This is a genomic window from Pantoea brenneri (genome assembly GCF_038594305.1).
Lineage (GTDB): Bacteria > Pseudomonadota > Gammaproteobacteria > Enterobacterales > Enterobacteriaceae > Pantoea > Pantoea brenneri.
Genome location: NZ_JBCGBG010000004.1, coordinates 56,401 through 73,427 on the forward strand (window position 1 = coordinate 56,401; position 17,027 = coordinate 73,427).

Below are 17,027 nucleotides of genomic sequence, written 5' to 3' on the forward strand. Positions count from 1 at the left end.
ACCTTGTCCGGCCTTTGTTTTTCCACTCTTTGATGCCACTTAATTCCCCTTCGCTTGTCCAACCCGGTGCTGGCTTAAAAAAACGCACGGTTAATCAGACTCTGGTTTATCATCGTAGCCACTCGCATGGCGATCCGATTTATTCCTGACATCAATCGCAAGGCGGGTTATGCGATGCCACTTTTGATGATTCACTGAGGTTACTGTGCAGCTGACGAGTTTTACTGATTATGGTTTACGGGCCCTGATTTATCTGGCCGCGTTGCCCGAAGGCCAGCAGACCAACATCACTGAAGTGACCAACACCTATGGTGTGTCACGTAATCACATGGTCAAAATCATTAATCAACTGAGCCGGGCGGGATATATCGCAGCAACGCGCGGCAAAAATGGCGGGCTTCGTCTTGGCATGCCGGCCAGTCAGATTGTGATTGGCGACGTAGTGCGTAAGATGGAACCGCTACAATTAGTGGACTGCGCATCCTGTTCCATTACGCCCGCCTGTCGCCTGAAGAAGGCGCTACATGACGCGGTACAGCGCTTCCTGCAGGAACTGGATAGCTACACGCTGGCGGATTTGGTTGAAGGGAATACCCCACTTTATGAAATCATATTGTCCGAACCGCCGGTGGCAATAAATACTCAATGACATCGGAGGAACCGCTATGTCAAAAGATCCTTTTCAGGATAGAGAAGCTGAAAAATACGAAAACCCCATTCCAAGCCGTGAATTTATTCTGGCGCTATTAGAAAAACGCGAAAAACCGGCCAGCCGCGAAGAGCTGGCGCAAGAGATGAACCTGCAGGAAGAAGAGCATATTGAGGCGCTGCGTCGCCGTCTGCGCGCCATGGAGCGTGATGGTCAGCTGGTGTTCACCCGCCGTCAATGCTATGCCCTGCCGGAGCGTCTGGATCTGCTACGCGGGAAGGTCATAGGCCACCGTGATGGCTACGGCTTCCTGCGGGCAGAAGGTCAGAAGGACGACCTCTACCTCTCCGCCGAACAGATGAAGTTTTGCATGCACGGCGACGTCATTCTGGCCCAGCCGCTGGGTGCCGATCGTAAAGGCCGTCGCGAAGCGCGCGTGGTGCGGGTACAGGAACCACGCAATAACCAGATCGTTGGCCGTTACTTCACCGACGCCGGTGCTGGCTTTGTGGTGCCGGACGACAGCCGTCTGAGCTTTGACATCCTGATCCCACCGGAAGAAACCATGAATGCCCGCATGGGCTCGGTCGTGGTGGTGGAGTTAGTTCAGCGTCCAACTCGTCGCAGTAAAGCGATCGGTAAAGTGGCTGAGATCCTCGGTGATGATATGGGCACCAGTCTGGCGGTCGATATGGCGCTTCGGACCCATGAAATCCCACACAGCTGGCCGCCAGAGGTTGAAGCGCAGGTCAGTAAGCTGAAAGAAGAAGTGCCGGAAGAGGCCAAAAAAGGACGCGTCGACTTACGTAAGCTGCCGCTGGTCACGATTGATGGCGAAGATGCCCGTGACTTTGACGATGCGGTCTACTGTGAGAAAAAACGCGGTGGCGGCTGGCGGTTGTGGGTTGCTATCGCGGATGTCAGCTATTACGTCCGTCCTGGCACGCCGCTGGATGACGAAGCGCATCAGCGCGGTACCTCGGTCTATTTCCCGTCACAGGTGGTGCCGATGCTGCCGGAAGTGCTGTCGAACGGTTTATGTTCGCTCAACCCGCAGGTCGATCGCCTGTGTATGGTGTGCGAAATGACCGTTTCCTCAAAAGGGAAACTGACCGGCTTCAAACACTACGAAGCGGTGATGAATTCGCATGCGCGTCTGACCTACAATAAAGTCTGGAACATTCTGCAGGGCGACAAAGAGCTGCGTCAGCAGTATGCGCCGCTGGTTAAAGATCTTGAAGAGCTGCACAACCTGTATCAGGCGCTGGAAGCAGCACGTGAAGAGCGTGGCGGCATCTCGTTTGAGACCGAAGAAGCGAAGTTCATCTTCAACGCCGAGCGCCGCATTGAGCGTGTTGAGCGCGTTTCGCGTAATGACGCCCACAAGCTGATCGAAGAGTGCATGATCCTGGCGAATATCGCCTCGGCACGCTTCGTTGAGAAAAATCAGGAACCGGCGCTGTTCCGCGATCACGATCGCCCGACCGACGAAAGCATCAAGAGTTTCCGTACCGTGCTCAACGAGCTGGGACTGAGTCTGCCCGGCGGCAACAAACCGCAGCCGATCGACTATGCCGCACTGCTGAAGCAGGTGGCCGATCGTCCTGATGCGGAAATGCTGCAAACCATGCTGCTGCGTTCGATGAAGCAGGCAGTTTACGATCCGGAAAACCGCGGCCACTTCGGTCTGGCGCTGACTTCATATGCTCACTTTACCTCGCCAATCCGCCGCTACCCGGATCTGACATTGCATCGCGCCATCAAGTATCTGCTGGCAAAAGAGCAGGGTGAAGGTAAAGGTCTGGTACAACGCGCCATCAAATATCTGATGCCGAAAGACAGCAACGCGATCAAAGATCGGATGACTGCGACCGGTGGCTATCACTACGAAATGCCGGAGATGCTGCAACTGGGACTGCACTGTTCCCTGACCGAACGCCGGGCTGATGAAGCGACCCGCGACGTCGCGGACTGGCTCAAGTGTGACTTCATGCAGGATCAGGTCGGCAACGTCTTCAACGGCGTGATCTCCAGCGTCACCGGCTTTGGCTTCTTTGTCCGCTTGAGCGATCTGTTCATTGATGGTCTGGTGCATGTCTCGACGCTTGATAACGACTACTACCGTTTCGATCCGGTCGGTCAGCGTCTGATTGGCGAGTCCGGCGGCCGCACCTATCGTCTTGGCGATATTGTGGAAGTACGGGTCGAAGCGGTGCACATGGACGAGCGTAAAATCGACTTTGCCCTGATCTCCAGCCAGCGTCAGGTCCGCGGCGAAGGTAAAACCGAGCGCGATCGGGCGAAGCGTGATGGCAAACCACCGTCAAAACGCCGTCGTGATGTCAGCAAGAAGTCCAATTTTGAGCCAGACGCTGCTTTCCGCGGTGACAAGGGCAGACCGGCAGCGGCAAAAACCGAGAAAAAAAGTAAAACCGTCTCGGAAAAAAGCCGTAAAATCGCCGCCGCCACGCGGGCTAAGCGCGCCAGCAAAAAAGCGCAAACTGACTGATGCGCATAGCCGCCCTTTCTCAGCCGGGAAAGGGCGGTAATTTATTCATTTCCACACACTGAGCAGATCGATGAGCGAAATTATTTTTGGTATCCATGCCGTGCAGGCGCTGCTGGAACGCGACCCACAACGTTTCCAGCAGGTCTTTATCCTCAAAGGCCGCGACGATCGTCGCCTGCAACCCCTGGTCGCCGCGCTGGAAGCTCAGGGGATCGTAATTCAACTGGCAGAGCGTAAGTGGCTGGACAGCCAGGTGGAAGGCGGCGTGCATCAGGGTATCGTGGCGCAGGTTAAGCCGGGCCGTCAGTATCAGGAAGGCGATCTGCCGGATCTGCTGCAGAGCCTGGAAAAACCGTTCCTGCTGGTGCTGGACGGGGTTACCGATCCGCATAACCTCGGAGCCTGTCTGCGCAGCGCCGATGCAGCGGGCGTGGATGCGGTGATCGTGCCAAAAGATCGTTCCGCTCCGCTGAACGCCACCGCCAAAAAAGTGGCCAGCGGTGCGGCTGAGAACGTGCCGTTAATCCGCGTCACCAACCTGGCGCGGACGCTGCGCTTGCTGCAGGAGTACAACATCTGGGTAGTCGGCACGGCCGGTGAAGCCGATCACACCGTGTATCAGAGCAAAATGACCGGCCCGATGGCGCTGGTTATGGGCGCAGAGGGCGAAGGTATGCGTCGTCTGACCCGTGAACATTGCGATGAGCTGATCAGTATTCCGATGGCAGGCAGCGTCTCTTCGCTGAACGTCTCGGTCGCTACCGGCGTCTGCCTGTTTGAAGCGGTGCGCCAGCGCAACGCCTGATCTCCGATGTGATCCTCGCCACAAATTAGTTTCTGTACCAGGCATAACTGCGCGTCATTCGTATATACCCAAAGGATTTAGGGTTGCATTGAGGCGGCAAGAGAACGAATCCCGATGAGCTTACATGAGTAAGTGATTCGGGTGAGTGAACGCAGCCAACAAAAATGCAGCTTGAAAGACGACGGGTATACTTACTGAGTGACATCCGCGAGGAGTGGTTATGACCTGGACAACACACACCGTTTTTAATCAGCCCCATCCTCTCAGTAACAGCAACCTGTTCCTTTCCGATACGCCGTTGAGTGAAGCGCTACAGCGCGAGGGCGCGGAGTGGGATCGTGAATGGCTGGCTTCCGTCGGGCTGCAGCTTGGCAGCGCTGAATCACTGGAGCTTGGCCGGCTGGCTAATGCCGAACCGCCCGAACTGCTGCGCTACGATGCGCGTGGCGTGCGGCTCGATGAAGTGCGTTTTCATCCCGCCTGGCATCTGCTGATGCAGGGCGTCTGCGCCAGCCGTCTGCACAACCTCAGCTGGCAACCGACGGTGCGCGAACATGCCAGCGTGGCGCGTGCTGCCCGTTTTATTCTGCATGCTCAGGTTGAAGCGGGCACGCTCTGCCCGGTGACGATGACCCACGCGGCAATCCCGCTGCTTCAGACTTATCTGCCGGCCGCGTTCGAAGGCTGGCTCGATCCGCTGCTCAGTGACCGGTATGACACCCATGCACAGCCCGGCGATCAAAAGCGCGGCTTGCTGATCGGCATGGGCATGACAGAAAAGCAGGGCGGCAGCGATCTGTTCACTACCACCACCCGCGCGGAGCCGCTGGGCGCGCGCGGCCCCGGTGAAATCTACCGGCTCACCGGTCATAAGTGGTTTTTTTCGGTGCCGCAAAGCGATGCGCATCTGGTGCTGGCACAGACGCCGGCGGGACTGAGCTGCTTCTTCCTGCCGCGCCTGTTACCGGACGGTTCCCGCAATGCTATCCAGATCGAGCGGCTGAAAGATAAGCTGGGTAATCGATCCAATGCCAGCAGCGAAGTCGAGTTTCGCGACGCCACTGGCTGGCTACTGGGAGAAGAGGGGGAAGGGGTCCGGCTGATCCTGAAAATGGGCGGAATGACCCGTTTTGACTGCGCGCTCGGCAGTCACGGCCAGATGCGGCGGGCTTTTTCAGTTGCGCTCTATCATGCACACCAGCGCCAGGTGTTGGGTAAAAATCTGGTGGATCAGCCACTGATGCGTCAGGTGCTGGCGCAGCAGGCACTGCAGCTGGAAGGACAGACCGCCTTACTGATGCGGCTGGCCCGTGCCTGGTCGCAGCCGGCAAAACCGCATGAGGTTGCCTTTGCGCGCCTGTTTACCCCGGCGGCGAAATACCAGATATGCAAAGCAGGTGCGCCGTTTGTGGCAGAGGCGATGGAGGTGTTAGGCGGCATCGGCTACTGCGAAGCGAGTGAGCTGCCGCGGCTGTATCGCGATATCCCGGTTAACAGTATCTGGGAAGGGTCGGGCAACGTGATGTGTCTCGACGTGTTGCGCGCGCTTTCGCGGCAGAGCGATGCGGCAGAGATGCTCAGCCAGGAATTTGAGGCAGTCAAAGGCAGTAACCGCCATTTCGATGCGCGCTGGCGTCAGCTTCGTCTGCGACTGCACAAAATACCGGAGGCGCAGGCGCGTGAACTGACCCGTAGTCTGCTGCTGCTGGCAACGGGCGCACAGTTGCTGAAATATGCCGAGCCGCCGCTGGCGGATGGCTGGTGCCGGCAATGGCTCGATCAGCGCGGCTCACGTCCACTTGATGCCGCGCTGGCCGACCGCTTACTGGCCCGCGCCTGCGGTGGGTGAGGCTCCGTACAGGATCGCGCTGGCGTACCATAAGCCAGGCATCACCGTTTCACTCAGCGCCACGATCTGATAGTAGGTCGCACCGGACTGATTGGCCCGGGCGGCCACGGCGCGCTGTGCATCATCCGGTGAACCGTGCACGTTGACGGTGATATTGCCCAGCTTCGGTAAACCGGCGCTTTGCGCCCGTGAAATTTCCTGCGCCTGTTGCGTCGGCGCGGGCGGCGCTTTTGGGGTCGTCTGAAACGCAGAACAGCCTGCCAGTGACAGGCTTAACACCAGTAAGTAAGCGAAACGCATAGGAAAACCCTCATTCAGGACGAAGCATTAAGTGTATGCCATCGTCCCGAATGCCGTCAGGATTTGAGGCTAAAAACGCTGACCAGCTGGGTCAGGTGATGGCCTTTATCACTCAGGGTCTGGGCGCTACTTTCCGCCTGCGCCACCAGTTCACTGTTCTGATGCGTCGCCTGGCTGATCTGGTTCATCGCCAGATTAACCTGACCAATGCCGGCAGCCTGCTGTTGCGCCGCCACGTTGATCTCGCCCATCAGCGCCTGGACCTGCTCAATGTGCGTCACGATGTGGGTCATCGCGTCGCGGGTCTGCTCAGATAACAGATGGCCTTCCGCCACATTGCCGATTGAGGTGGCGATTAGCCCATCAATCTCTTTCGCGGCCTGCGCCGAGCGCTGCGCCAGCGCCCGTACTTCGGCCGCTACCACCGCAAATCCGCGTCCCTGTTCACCGGCACGCGCGGCTTCAACCGCGGCATTCAGCGCCAGGATATTGGTCTGGAAGGCGATAGATTCGATCACATGGGTGATATCCGCAATGCTTTGCGACGAGATTTTAATGGCCGACATGGTGTTAACCGAGCGCACCACGGTCTGGCTGCCCTGGCTGACGATAGCGCTGGCTTCAGACACCAGCGACATCGCCTGGCGCAGGCTATCGGCGGTATGTTCTACCGTCGCACCAAACTGCTCCATGCTGGCTGAGGTCTGCTCGACGCTGCTGGCCTGACGCCCAATCTGCTCGCTGATATTGTGGCTGCTGGCGGCGATGGTATCGGTGCCGTCACTGATCTCCTGCGCGGCGCTGCGCACCTGACCGACGATCTTCTCCAGACCATCGCCAATGCCGTTGATGGCGTTGATCAACTGGCCCACTTCGTCGCGACGTGGCGTATCGAGATGCACCTGCAAATTACCGGCGGCATACTGCTGCGCCAGATGAATCACCTGCTGCAGCGGACGGGTAATCGCCCGGCGGCTGTACCAGACAAAGCCAAGCGCAAACACCAGCACCAGCGCCAGGCCGGTGAGTAAAAACAGGTTACGACTGTGGGTAATCGGTGCCAGCAGGCTGGCGCGGTTAACCTCACCAACAATCACCCAGTTCCAGCCCGGTAACTGCTGCCAGGCCAGCATGCGGTTCTCTCCGGCCATCTCCACCTGCCGTATCCCTTGCGGCTGGGTCAGCAGTTGCTGCTGTATCGCGTTATCCCAGCCCGGCAGTTTCCCTTCGTTGTGCTGATCAAACAGATACTGACCCTGAGCGCTGCCGGGCGCGCCGTTAATCACATAAAAGTGGCCGCTGTCGCCCAGCCGACGCGCGAGGATTTTCTCACGCATCAGGGCGTATTGCTGATCGATACCGACCCCGACAAACAGAATGGCGACTACCGTGCCGCTGGCATCTTTGACCGGCTGATACTGGGTGATGTAGCGATGGCCAAACAGCGTGGCGAGGCCACGGTAGATTTCCCCCTGATGCACGCTTTTCCAGGCGGCGCTGGCGCGATCGAGCTGGGTGCCGATGGCGCGACTGCCATCCTGCTTCTTCAGCGAGGTGGAAATGCGGATAAAGTCTTCGCCGTCACGCACGAAAATGGTGGCGACCGCAGCAGTGCGTTCGGTGAAATCGTCCACCGCTGTCTGGTCGAGGTTGAGCGTCTTTAAGCCAGCACGCAGCACCGGCGTCGAAAAGCTGCCCACCTGCACCCGGGCACTTTCATCGAGGCTAAAGCGCCTGGGTAAAAAGCTGGTAAACAGATTGGTGTAGTTGCTCACCTCTTCGGAAAGCGTGGCGTTGAACATGGTCGCCATTTCACTGATGCCCTGCACCTGATTGTGCATATCATCAATCGCGAGGTTTTCCAGCTGGCGTGAGGCGGTGTGGCTCTGGGTCAGCGTCAGAACCAGCAGTAATAACGCTACGCTGAGAGACGTCAGTACAGACAGCTTAACTCCAAGACTCAGGCCGCTGAGAGAGAGACGCTTCATAAATTACCTTTGATCACATTGGGGGGATACCGGATCAACGGCAGCAACGCGAAAAAGTTTAGGCCGCAAGCTGACGACCGGCAGCGGGGGAATGGCTTCGCAAATGTTGTGGCAGAACGTACACTCAAAGCCTGTGCTTCGCCCCTTTCAGGAGAGAATATGATTGAACTCACCACGGAAACGCTGGCAGGAATTGAGTGTCTGCACGCCGCGCCAGCTGGTCAGCGCCGTAACCGGCTGCCGACAGTGCTGTTTTATCACGGCTTTACGTCGTCGAAAGAGGTCTATGCCTATTTCGCCGTCGCCTTAGCGCAGGCCGGATTCCGGGCGGTGATGCCGGATGCGGATCTGCACGGCGCACGCTATCACGGCGATGCCGAAAGCCGCCTGAGTCACTTCTGGGATATCCTGAAAAAAAATATTGATGAGCTGCCGCAGCTGGAATCGGCGCTGCGCGCTGACGATCTGATCGCCGGTGAGCGGTTTGCGGTCGCCGGGGCGTCGATGGGCGGCATGACGGCGCTGGGGGCGATGGCCCGCTATCCGCAGATCCACAGCGTCGCCTGCATGATGGGTTCCGGCTACTTTATGCAGCTCAGCCAGACGCTGTTTCCGCCGCTGGTGGTGCGCTCGCCGGAACAGCAGGCACAGTTTGATGCCCGGATGGCACCGCTGGCGGAATACGATCCCAGCACCCGGCTGGACACGCTGGCCAATCGTCCGCTGCTGCTGTGGCATGGTGAAGCTGATGAGGTGGTGCCCTTTGCTGAAAGCGCCCGCCTGGAAGCCGCGCTGCGCAGCAAAGGATTAGCGCAGCATCTGACGTCACTGTCGGAACAGCAGATTGGACATAAGATTACGCCGTCAGGTTTGACGGCGCTGGTGAGCTTCTTTAAGCATCAGCTTTAAACATCAGACGTAAAAAAGGGCGGAGGGGTCTGCTCCGCCCTGGCCTGACCCGTTTATTAGCGGGCAGTGAACCGTTCTGACAGTCGGGCTGGCGCACTGATCGGATTACTCTCCGGTGCATCCAGTCGATTAACGTAGACATAACCCTCAGCCGCTTTGCTGCTGTGACTTCTCATCTGCTGCGCACAGTCAGCATTGCTGGCAAGAGCGGGTAGAGACAGGAAGAGACCCAGTAAAGTGGCGATGACGTACCTTTTCATGGCCGACTCCTCACTTCAGGGAAGACACTCTGTTAGACGCTGGTAAGCCAAACCGTAACGTCTGCATTAAGTTTAGCGACTGGCGATATTATCGCCAGATCGTCTGCCTGAACCTCTTCATCAGCCTTTTTGAACAATCGCTGCTTAACGCGCTGTATTCACATGATTAGCACGAAAAGCCTGCGTATCTGGCACGCCGGATGGCATTTGTTGAAATGTGCGCTTGAGTTTAGTGGCCCCCGCCAGTATGATTACGCGTCAATTTTTCAGCCGCATTCTCAGGCTGTGTCCCACAAGCGCTCGTCACAACGAACTTTTGTGGGACACAGCCTATAACGTTCCTTGCTTCCATGGGCCGCGGTTGACCCCGACAGGAGGCTGAATAATCCGTAAGGAGCAATTTCGATGCGTCATTACGAAATCGTATTTATGGTCCATCCTGACCAGAGCGAACAGGTTCCAGGCATGATCGAGCGTTACACTGGTGCCATCACTGGTGCACAGGGCACGATTCACCGTCTGGAAGACTGGGGCCGCCGTCAGCTGGCTTACCCGATCAACAAACTGCACAAAGCGCACTACGTTCTGCTGAACGTTGAAGCGCCGCAGGAAGCGATCGATGAGCTGGAAACGAACTTCCGCTTCAACGACGCCGTTATCCGTAGCATGGTTATGCGCGTTAAAAACGCGGTAACTGAAGCATCACCGATGGTTAAAGCGAAAGACGAGCGTCGTGAGCGCCGCGAAGATTTTGCTAACGAATCCGCTGATGACTCAGATGCTGGGGATTCTGAAGAGTAATCCATCGTGACGGTTAATCGACTGCGCTTGTCTGGCACGGTGTGCAAGACGCCGGTTCGAAAAATTAGCCCGTCAGGAATTCCGCACTGTCAGTTTGTGCTTGAGCACCGCTCAGTGCAGGAGGAGGCCGGGTTTCACCGGCAAGCCTGGTGTCGTATGCCGGTGATTATCAGCGGCACTGCCCATCAGGTGATTACTCAACATATAACGGTCGGCACGCAACTCATACTCGACGGTTTCATTAGCTGCCATCAGGCACGCAATGGCCAGAGCAAAATGGTGTTACATGCCGAGCAGATTGAATTGATAGATTCTGGAGACTAGCCAAATGGCACGTTATTTCCGTCGTCGCAAGTTCTGCCGTTTCACCGCGGAAGGCGTTCAAGAGATCGATTATAAAGATATCGCAACGCTGAAAAACTACATCACTGAAAGCGGCAAGATCGTACCAAGCCGTATCACTGGTACTCGCGCAAAATACCAGCGTCAGCTGGCTCGTGCTATCAAGCGCGCGCGTTACCTGTCTCTGCTGCCGTACACTGATCGTCATCAGTAATCGGCAACTGTCCATTAACGACTTTAAGAGGATAAGGTAATGCAAGTTATTCTGCTTGATAAAGTAGCAAACCTGGGCAGCCTGGGTGATCAGGTTAACGTTAAAGCGGGCTACGCTCGTAACTTCCTGGTACCACAGGGCAAAGCTGTGCCTGCTACCAGGAAAAACGTTGAATTCTTCGAAGCACGCCGTGCAGAACTGGAAGCTAAACTGTCCGACGTTCTGTCTGCAGCAAATGCACGCGCTGAGAAAATCAATGCACTGGGCACCGTAACCATCGCGTCTAAAGCAGGCGACGAAGGTAAACTGTTCGGTTCTATCGGTACCCGCGACATCGCTGATGCAGTTTCTGCAGCTGGCGTTGAAGTGGCTAAGAGCGAAGTTCGTCTGCCGAACGGCGTTCTGCGCACCACCGGTGAGCACGAAGTGAACTTCCAGGTTCACAGTGAAGTATTCGCGAAACTGATCGTGAATATCGTTGCTGAGTAATTTTTATTACTGAGCACTGCGGGAACGCCGGCCTTGTGCCGGCGTTTTTGTTTTTATTGCCGCCTGAACGCTATTGCGCGCGGATAAAGCTGCCATCCGGCTGACGCGTAAACAGCACCGGGCCGTTAGCGCCCTCTATCGTCAGTCCGGTCACTGCGCCCTGTGCGTCCTGACGGATTTTGACCTGCTGACCGCTTTTCAGTGAACTCAGCGGCTGATCGCTGCCTTCCACTCGCGCCATCGCAAACACATCATTTACCGGCAGACTGTTGTCACGAAACAGCTGGGCCAGCGTCTGGCCTGAAGCGACCGTATAGTTGCGCCACTCTCCCTGTGAATCCGCTTTTGGCGTCGGCTGCGGCTGAGAAGAGGATGAGTCGGCTTTGTTGTCATAAATATCCGCCTGCATCGGCACCTCTTTCTCAGCGGACGGCGTAACCGGACGCTCCACCGGATAGCGCGGTGTACTGACCGGCCAGAGAAACGCCAGCAGCATCACCAGCAGCGCGATAACAATGCCACGGCGATGCGGCGCAGGCAGCGGGTCCATCCAGCCGATGTGGTCGGTAACATGCCAGATACGATGAAGCCATGTCGGTAGCCGTGATGACGCGTCTGAAGCCATTCGTGGTTCCTCCTCTCCAGCGGGTTGCTGCGGCTTGCGTGCGGCCAGCCAGGTTTGCAGCCGGGATACAATACGCGTTGCGCGCGTCCTGCGGCGTCGTGGGGCGATCTGGCCCATGTGTTCTCTCTTTTGGTGTGCAACAGACGGCGTAATTCCGTCAACAGTTATAGTATGGGCAATACCGGCGCGAAGTGCCTGCCAGCATTGATAAATTTGACGGGGGTATTGTTTCTCTTTCGCCGCGAAAAGTCATCTGCGATGCAGGGCATTTTACGCCAGCGGCCTGCACTGCTATGCTGCCGGTTCGAATTTATCCGAGAGTGAAAGGAACGAAGATGACTACCCCTTCTTTCGACAGCGTCGAAGCACAAGCAAGTTACGGTATTGGTTTACAGGTTGGCCAGCAGTTGCTGGAATCTGGTCTGCAGGGGCTGCAGCCAGAAGCACTGCTCGCGGGCCTGCGCGACGCGCTGGAAGGGAACTCGCCGGCGGTACCGGTTGATGTGGTTCATCGCGCACTGCGTGAAGTGCATGAACGCGCAGAAGGCGTGCGCCGTGAGCGCACCGAAGCGATGGCGGCAGAAGGTCAGGCATTCCTGCTGGAACATGCGCAGCGTGAAGGCGTGAGCAGCACCGAATCCGGCCTGCAGTTCAGCGTCATCACCCAGGGCGAAGGTCCTATCCCTTCCCGCCAGGATCGCGTACGTGTGCACTACACCGGTAAACTGATTGACGGCAGCGTGTTCGATAGCTCCGTAGCACGTGGTGAGCCAGCAGAATTCCCGGTCAGCGGCGTGATCGCGGGCTGGATTGAAGCGCTGACCCTGATGCCGGTTGGCTCAAAATGGGAACTGGTGATCCCACACAACCTCGCGTACGGCGAACGTGGTGCCGGTGCCTCTATCCCGCCATTCAGCACCCTGATTTTTGAAGTAGAGCTGCTGGAAATCCTGTAATACCCCGGCGCTGCTCCCCTTGTGGGGGCAGCGTTGCGTCCCCTCGCGGGCCTGACCTGAGCATCTGTCAGCGTGCCGGACAAGGGGAACGCCAGCGGCGGTTCTGCCCGCCGCTGCCTCTTGCTTCTTACTGCTGTAAATTTACCTGCCAGAGAGCAAAACCGATCGCATCCGTGCCCTTTGGCTGGAGCGGATACTGTGCGTGCTGCTGAATAAAGTGGGTCGCTTTATCGCCTGGCGCGGTTTCAAAGCGAATATCCAGCGGCGTGGCAGAGGCAATCGGCGCCAGACGCCAGTTATTGTCCGCCTGCGGCCTGACTTCGCCCTGTTTTTTGGTTTCCGCACTGATATAGGCGGCCACCACGGAACGGTTCTCATCCGGTGAGGCGAAGGCAATATACTTATCGCCGGTACCGGCAAACTTGCCGCCGTAAGCGCGATAGTTGTTGGTTGCCACCAGGAAGGTTGCCTGCGGATCGATCGGCTTGCCCTGCCAGCTCAGCTGGCGAATGCGCGACGCCTGCGGATGAATCAGCTGACACTCAGCGTCATAACGCGCTAGCTGGGTCACATCGATCTGATAATTAACCCCGTCAATTACGTCAAAGTTGTAGGTACGGAAATCCCAGTTGATCAGCGACTGGGTTTTGCTGCTGTGCGGATCGATCTGATTGAACTGGCCCGCCGAACATTCCAGCCATTCTTTGACCTGCGCGCCGCTGATTTTCATCACCACCAGGGTATTCGGATAAAGATAGAGATCGGCGGCATTGCGGAAGGTCAGCGCTCCTTTCTCAACTTCAACGTAGCTGGCCGGATCGTTCTTGCGGCCACCCGCTTTAAACGGTGCTGCCGCAGAGAGGACCGGCAGACGACCCAGATCCGGATCGCCCTGAATGAAATGTTCAACGTAGGCGCGCTGCGCATTATTCACGATCTGCACGGTCGGATCGTCCTGCACCAGTGACAGATAGCTGTACATCACATCGGCGGATTTGCCGATCGGCTTGGCCACAAATGCCCGCGTAGCACGATGATCGTCAGCCAGCACCTTCACCAGCGCCGGATCTTCCGCCGCTAATGACTTTTTCGCTGCGGTATCATAAATCGGCCGCGCCTCGGCTTTGCCGCTGCTGACCTGCCAGCGTCCGCCGTCATTATCCAGCACCAGATCGACCACACCCAGATGATCGCCCCACATGCCGGGCATCACGGCTGGAATGCCGTTCAGCGTCCCCTGGGCGATATCCGCCCCTTTGATACTGGCGAAATCACTGCCCGGGAATACCGCATGCGCATGGCCAAACATAATGGCGTTGATGCCTTTAACCTGGCTAAGGTAGTAAACCGAGTTTTCCGCCAGCGCATGATACGGCTCGCTGCTCAGGCCGGAGTGGGGAATAGCAACGATGATATCGGCACCCCTGGCGCGCATTTCAGGTACGTAGCGGCGGGCGGTTTCAGTGATGTCATCCACCCGCACTTTACCCTGCAGATTGGCTTTATCCCACACCATGATCTGTGGCGGCACAAAGCCGATGTAGCCAATCTTCACCGTCTGCGTTTTGCCGTCACGATCTACCACCTCGGTCGATTTAATCAGGTAGGGGGTGAACAGCGGCTTGCCACTTTTGCTGTCAATAACGTTGGCGTTGACATAAGGAAAGCGTGCGCCAGCCAGCGCTTTTTTCAGGTAAGGCAGGCCATAGTTAAACTCGTGATTACCCAGATTACCGACGCTGTAGTCGAGAGTGTTAAGCGCTTTATAAACCGGATGGATCTCGCCCGCGCTAAGCCCTTTGGCCGCCATATAATCGCCGAGCGGGCTACCCTGGATGATGTCGCCATTATCGACCAGCACGCTGTTTTTAACCTGCTGGCGCGCCGCATGGATCAGCGTGGCGGTCCGGACCAGGCCGAATTTCTCGGTCGGGGTATCTTTGTAGTAGTCGAAATCCATCATGTTACTGTGCAGATCGGTGGTCTCGAGTATCCGCAAATCGACCGTTGCCGCCTGCGCGGCGACGGAAACGCTCAGGGCCAGTAACATCATTCCAGGCTTAAACATGCTTGCTCCTGCTGCCAGATAAGTTAAGGCTCTCAAAATAATGTAAAAGCCTGATGAGTGGTCAGTTTAAATCGTGATGGATGTATCGTTTTGGCGCATCGGTCAGCGGACAACGGCTTTCAGACTGTGGCGGGGCCAGCAGGCGTGGCGATAAACAGGTAACTATGGTATTGATATATCTATAAATTGCTCCGTGCTGCCGCCGTACAATCGGCTGGCGGAGCGGAACTGCTAAAATGTAACCATCAGGCGTTGAACTGAACGTGCAGCAGATGGACACAACGAGGTGAAAAATGTTAGAGCAAATTTGCCAACTGGCACGCGAAGCGGGCGACGCGATTATGCAGGTTTACAACGACGCCGCGCCGCTTGACGTTTCTCACAAATCGGATGACTCGCCGGTCACCGCTGCCGATATCGCCGCGCATCAGGTGATCGTCAACGGTCTGGCGCAGCTTTCGCCTGAAGTACCGGTTCTGTCAGAAGAGGACCCACCGGCCTGGGAGGTGCGTCAGCACTGGCAGCGCTACTGGCTGGTCGATCCGCTTGATGGCACCAAAGAGTTCATCAAGCGTAACGGCGAGTTCACCGTCAATATTGCGCTGATTGACGCCGGCAAGCCGGTGCTGGGCGTGGTCTATGCACCCGCGCTGGGGGTAATGTACTCTGCCGCGGAAGGCAAAGCCTGGAAAGAAGAGGGGGGCCACCGTGAACAGATTCATGCGCGTGACGCCCGGCCACCGCTGGTGGTGGTGAGCCGCTCACACGGCGACGATGATGAGATGAAGCAGTATCTGAAACAGCTGGGTGAACATCAGACTGTGGCAACCGGTTCATCGCTGAAGTTCTGCCTGGTGGCGGAAGGCAAAGCCCAGCTCTATCCGCGCTTCGGGCCGACCAACATCTGGGATACCGGCGCAGGCCACGCGGTGGCGATGGCAGCGGGTGCCCATGTACACGACTGGCAGGGCAAAACCCTGGATTACGCGCCGCGTGAATCCTTCCTCAATCCCGGCTTCCGCGTCTCGCTGTTCTAACCGGTTAAGCGGGAGGCTCGCCTCCCGCCACTCTGCAACCGCTACTGCGCCAGCAGGGAGGTCACCAGCGTCACCACCTGCTGCACTTCTTCCTGCGTCAACGGCCCATCCTTAACAAATTTCACCGTGCCGCGTTTATCCAGCACCACGATGGCGGAGCCGCCCTGTTGCAGCTGCCAGGCACGCTGCACATTGCCTTTGTCGTCAACGATGAATTGTGACCACGGATACTGCTGCTTATTGCTCTCAATGCTGCTGCGGACAAACATGCCGGTCCCTGGAATCGCGTCATCCGTATTGACGATGGTGGTGGTCTGATAGCGATCATGCGGCAGCTTCGCGGCTTTGATCGCTTCAACTAATGCCGCATTCATTTGTTTGGCTGATGAACGCCCGGCAATATGCTGAATCACGCGAACTTTCCCGCTCAGCTGCGCACTGTTCCAGTTTTTATAGCTAAACTTATCCTGCTGCAATAACAGCTCACCTTTGTCATTCACGCCGACGGCCGGTACGCGCGCATCCTGCTTCAAATCATGCGCCATAACGCTTGCCGGTATCAGTAACGACAAAACTATCGCTGCCAGAGTGATTCGCATCGCTGTTTCCTTAAGTGATCAGACCAGTTAGTCATTTTATTGCAATAGTAGGCGGGGATGATGCTGCTGTCCTGGAAAGGTGTCAGGTTTGTTATCAGCAGCACAATTCCTTAACGACTGAAGGTTTATACTGCGTTGTGTGAGCGTAATAACAGAGTCTTCTGTAATGATGTGTCAACTCAGTAAAAAAATTCATTTTTCGGAACATCAGCAGCGCTGAGTGTTCTATAGTTTATCCCGAATTCGCGCTTCATGGGCTCGTACCTATTTTGGAAACGGCGAAGCGTGCTTAAAATTGTACAGGAGTTAATCAGTATGAAGATCTTCCAGCGCTATAATCCGCTGCAAATAGCGAAATATGTAAAAACGCTGTTCAAAGGAAGGTTGTATATCAAGGATGTCGGCGCGTTTGAGTTTGATAAAGGGAAAGTGTTAATCCCGCGCGTCAAAGACAAACAGCACCTGAGCGTGATGTCAGAAATTAACCGCCAGGTCGTTCGTCTGAAACTTGAGTTCAACTAATCAAAAGGGCGCCGATGGCGCCCTTAGTGTTTATCCAGGCAGGGCAGGCTCAGTCTGAGCGCCGCTCATGCTCACAATCCTCACGTACTACCTGTACCCCCTGCT

General features: G+C 56.7%; 18 protein-coding genes. 12 read left to right on the forward strand and 6 right to left on the reverse strand.

All coding sequences use genetic code 11. The features are described from left to right. Nucleotides 1–205 precede the first annotated feature (205 nt). The 4 genes from nsrR to AABB92_RS16370 all read left to right on the forward strand — a co-directional run bounded on the left by nsrR (nucleotide 206) and on the right by AABB92_RS16370 (nucleotide 5,812). On the forward strand, nucleotides 206–649 hold the full coding sequence (gene nsrR / locus AABB92_RS16355) for a nitric oxide-sensing transcriptional repressor NsrR (protein WP_031376416.1): 444 nt from the start codon (nucleotides 206–208) through the stop codon (nucleotides 647–649). Nucleotides 650–665: 16 nt separating this feature from the next. Further along, the gene (gene rnr / locus AABB92_RS16360) at nucleotides 666–3,158 is read left to right on the forward strand and encodes a ribonuclease R (protein WP_046289271.1); all 2,493 of its coding nucleotides are present in this window, start codon (nucleotides 666–668) and stop codon (nucleotides 3,156–3,158) included. A gap of 70 nt (nucleotides 3,159–3,228) precedes the next feature. Beyond that, on the forward strand, nucleotides 3,229–3,963 hold the full coding sequence (gene rlmB, locus AABB92_RS16365; protein WP_031376415.1) for a 23S rRNA (guanosine(2251)-2'-O)-methyltransferase RlmB: 735 nt from the start codon (nucleotides 3,229–3,231) through the stop codon (nucleotides 3,961–3,963). Between the two features lie 220 nt (nucleotides 3,964–4,183). Beyond that, a complete protein-coding gene (locus AABB92_RS16370; RefSeq protein ID WP_031376414.1) occupies nucleotides 4,184–5,812 on the forward strand; it encodes an isovaleryl-CoA dehydrogenase in 1,629 nt (542 codons plus the stop codon). On the opposite strand, the gene bsmA is transcribed toward AABB92_RS16370, so the two are convergent. Together bsmA and AABB92_RS16380 are read right to left on the reverse strand one after the other, a co-directional pair. Beyond that, nucleotides 5,786–6,112: a biofilm peroxide resistance protein BsmA gene (gene bsmA / locus AABB92_RS16375; protein WP_031376413.1), complete on the reverse strand. Its 327-nt coding sequence runs from the start codon at nucleotides 6,110–6,112 to the stop codon at nucleotides 5,786–5,788. The two genes, AABB92_RS16370 and bsmA, sit on opposite strands and share 27 nt — an antisense overlap. A gap of 56 nt (nucleotides 6,113–6,168) precedes the next feature. Next, complete coding sequence (locus tag AABB92_RS16380; protein WP_031376412.1) at nucleotides 6,169–8,100, reverse strand: methyl-accepting chemotaxis protein; 1,932 nt, start codon at nucleotides 8,098–8,100, stop codon at nucleotides 6,169–6,171. 159 nt (nucleotides 8,101–8,259) lie between these two features. On the opposite strand from AABB92_RS16380, the gene yjfP reads away from it, so the two are divergent. After that, nucleotides 8,260–9,009 (forward strand): esterase, encoded by a 750-nt coding sequence (gene yjfP, locus AABB92_RS16385; protein ID WP_046289270.1) that lies wholly within the window; start codon nucleotides 8,260–8,262, stop codon nucleotides 9,007–9,009. A 56-nt stretch (nucleotides 9,010–9,065) separates the two neighbouring features. On the opposite strand, the gene AABB92_RS16390 is transcribed toward yjfP, so the two are convergent. Continuing rightward, complete coding sequence (locus tag AABB92_RS16390; protein ID WP_031376411.1) at nucleotides 9,066–9,269, reverse strand: hypothetical protein; 204 nt, start codon at nucleotides 9,267–9,269, stop codon at nucleotides 9,066–9,068. 405 nt (nucleotides 9,270–9,674) lie between these two features. On the opposite strand from AABB92_RS16390, the gene rpsF reads away from it, so the two are divergent. From rpsF to rplI, 4 genes are read left to right on the forward strand one after another with little or no spacing between them, the layout of a single operon-like run. Continuing rightward, nucleotides 9,675–10,070, forward strand: a complete 396-nt coding sequence (rpsF, locus tag AABB92_RS16395) for a 30S ribosomal protein S6 (RefSeq protein ID WP_031376410.1) — start codon at nucleotides 9,675–9,677, stop codon at nucleotides 10,068–10,070. A 6-nt stretch (nucleotides 10,071–10,076) separates the two neighbouring features. Continuing rightward, the gene (gene priB, locus AABB92_RS16400; RefSeq protein WP_046289269.1) at nucleotides 10,077–10,394 is read left to right on the forward strand and encodes a primosomal replication protein N; all 318 of its coding nucleotides are present in this window, start codon (nucleotides 10,077–10,079) and stop codon (nucleotides 10,392–10,394) included. A gap of 4 nt (nucleotides 10,395–10,398) precedes the next feature. Next, nucleotides 10,399–10,626, forward strand: a complete 228-nt coding sequence (gene rpsR, locus AABB92_RS16405) for a 30S ribosomal protein S18 (protein WP_000135199.1) — start codon at nucleotides 10,399–10,401, stop codon at nucleotides 10,624–10,626. 39 nt (nucleotides 10,627–10,665) lie between these two features. Then, the gene (gene rplI, locus AABB92_RS16410; protein ID WP_031376408.1) at nucleotides 10,666–11,115 is read left to right on the forward strand and encodes a 50S ribosomal protein L9; all 450 of its coding nucleotides are present in this window, start codon (nucleotides 10,666–10,668) and stop codon (nucleotides 11,113–11,115) included. A gap of 70 nt (nucleotides 11,116–11,185) precedes the next feature. Here rplI and AABB92_RS16415 read toward each other — a convergent pair whose 3' ends face one another. After that, nucleotides 11,186–11,857: an OapA family protein gene (locus tag AABB92_RS16415; protein ID WP_082097609.1), complete on the reverse strand. Its 672-nt coding sequence runs from the start codon at nucleotides 11,855–11,857 to the stop codon at nucleotides 11,186–11,188. 218 nt (nucleotides 11,858–12,075) lie between these two features. Between AABB92_RS16415 and bamJ the strand changes: the two genes are divergently transcribed. After that, on the forward strand, nucleotides 12,076–12,696 hold the full coding sequence (bamJ, locus tag AABB92_RS16420) for a BamJ family beta-barrel-assembly machinery protein (protein ID WP_031376406.1): 621 nt from the start codon (nucleotides 12,076–12,078) through the stop codon (nucleotides 12,694–12,696). A 127-nt stretch (nucleotides 12,697–12,823) separates the two neighbouring features. On the opposite strand, the gene AABB92_RS16425 is transcribed toward bamJ, so the two are convergent. Continuing rightward, on the reverse strand, nucleotides 12,824–14,764 hold the full coding sequence (locus AABB92_RS16425) for a bifunctional 2',3'-cyclic-nucleotide 2'-phosphodiesterase/3'-nucleotidase (RefSeq protein ID WP_031376405.1): 1,941 nt from the start codon (nucleotides 14,762–14,764) through the stop codon (nucleotides 12,824–12,826). Between the two features lie 293 nt (nucleotides 14,765–15,057). Between AABB92_RS16425 and cysQ the strand changes: the two genes are divergently transcribed. Further along, nucleotides 15,058–15,801 carry a 3'(2'),5'-bisphosphate nucleotidase CysQ gene (gene cysQ, locus AABB92_RS16430; protein WP_031376404.1) on the forward strand — a complete coding sequence of 248 codons (744 nt, stop codon included), beginning with the start codon at nucleotides 15,058–15,060 and terminating at the stop codon, nucleotides 15,799–15,801. A 41-nt stretch (nucleotides 15,802–15,842) separates the two neighbouring features. Here cysQ and AABB92_RS16435 read toward each other — a convergent pair whose 3' ends face one another. Then, a complete protein-coding gene (locus tag AABB92_RS16435) occupies nucleotides 15,843–16,400 on the reverse strand; it encodes a YtfJ family protein (protein ID WP_031376403.1) in 558 nt (185 codons plus the stop codon). A gap of 315 nt (nucleotides 16,401–16,715) precedes the next feature. On the opposite strand from AABB92_RS16435, the gene AABB92_RS16440 reads away from it, so the two are divergent. Continuing rightward, on the forward strand, nucleotides 16,716–16,922 hold the full coding sequence (locus tag AABB92_RS16440) for a DUF1107 domain-containing protein (protein ID WP_003855513.1): 207 nt from the start codon (nucleotides 16,716–16,718) through the stop codon (nucleotides 16,920–16,922). The last annotated feature ends 105 nt before the right edge of the window (nucleotides 16,923–17,027 follow it).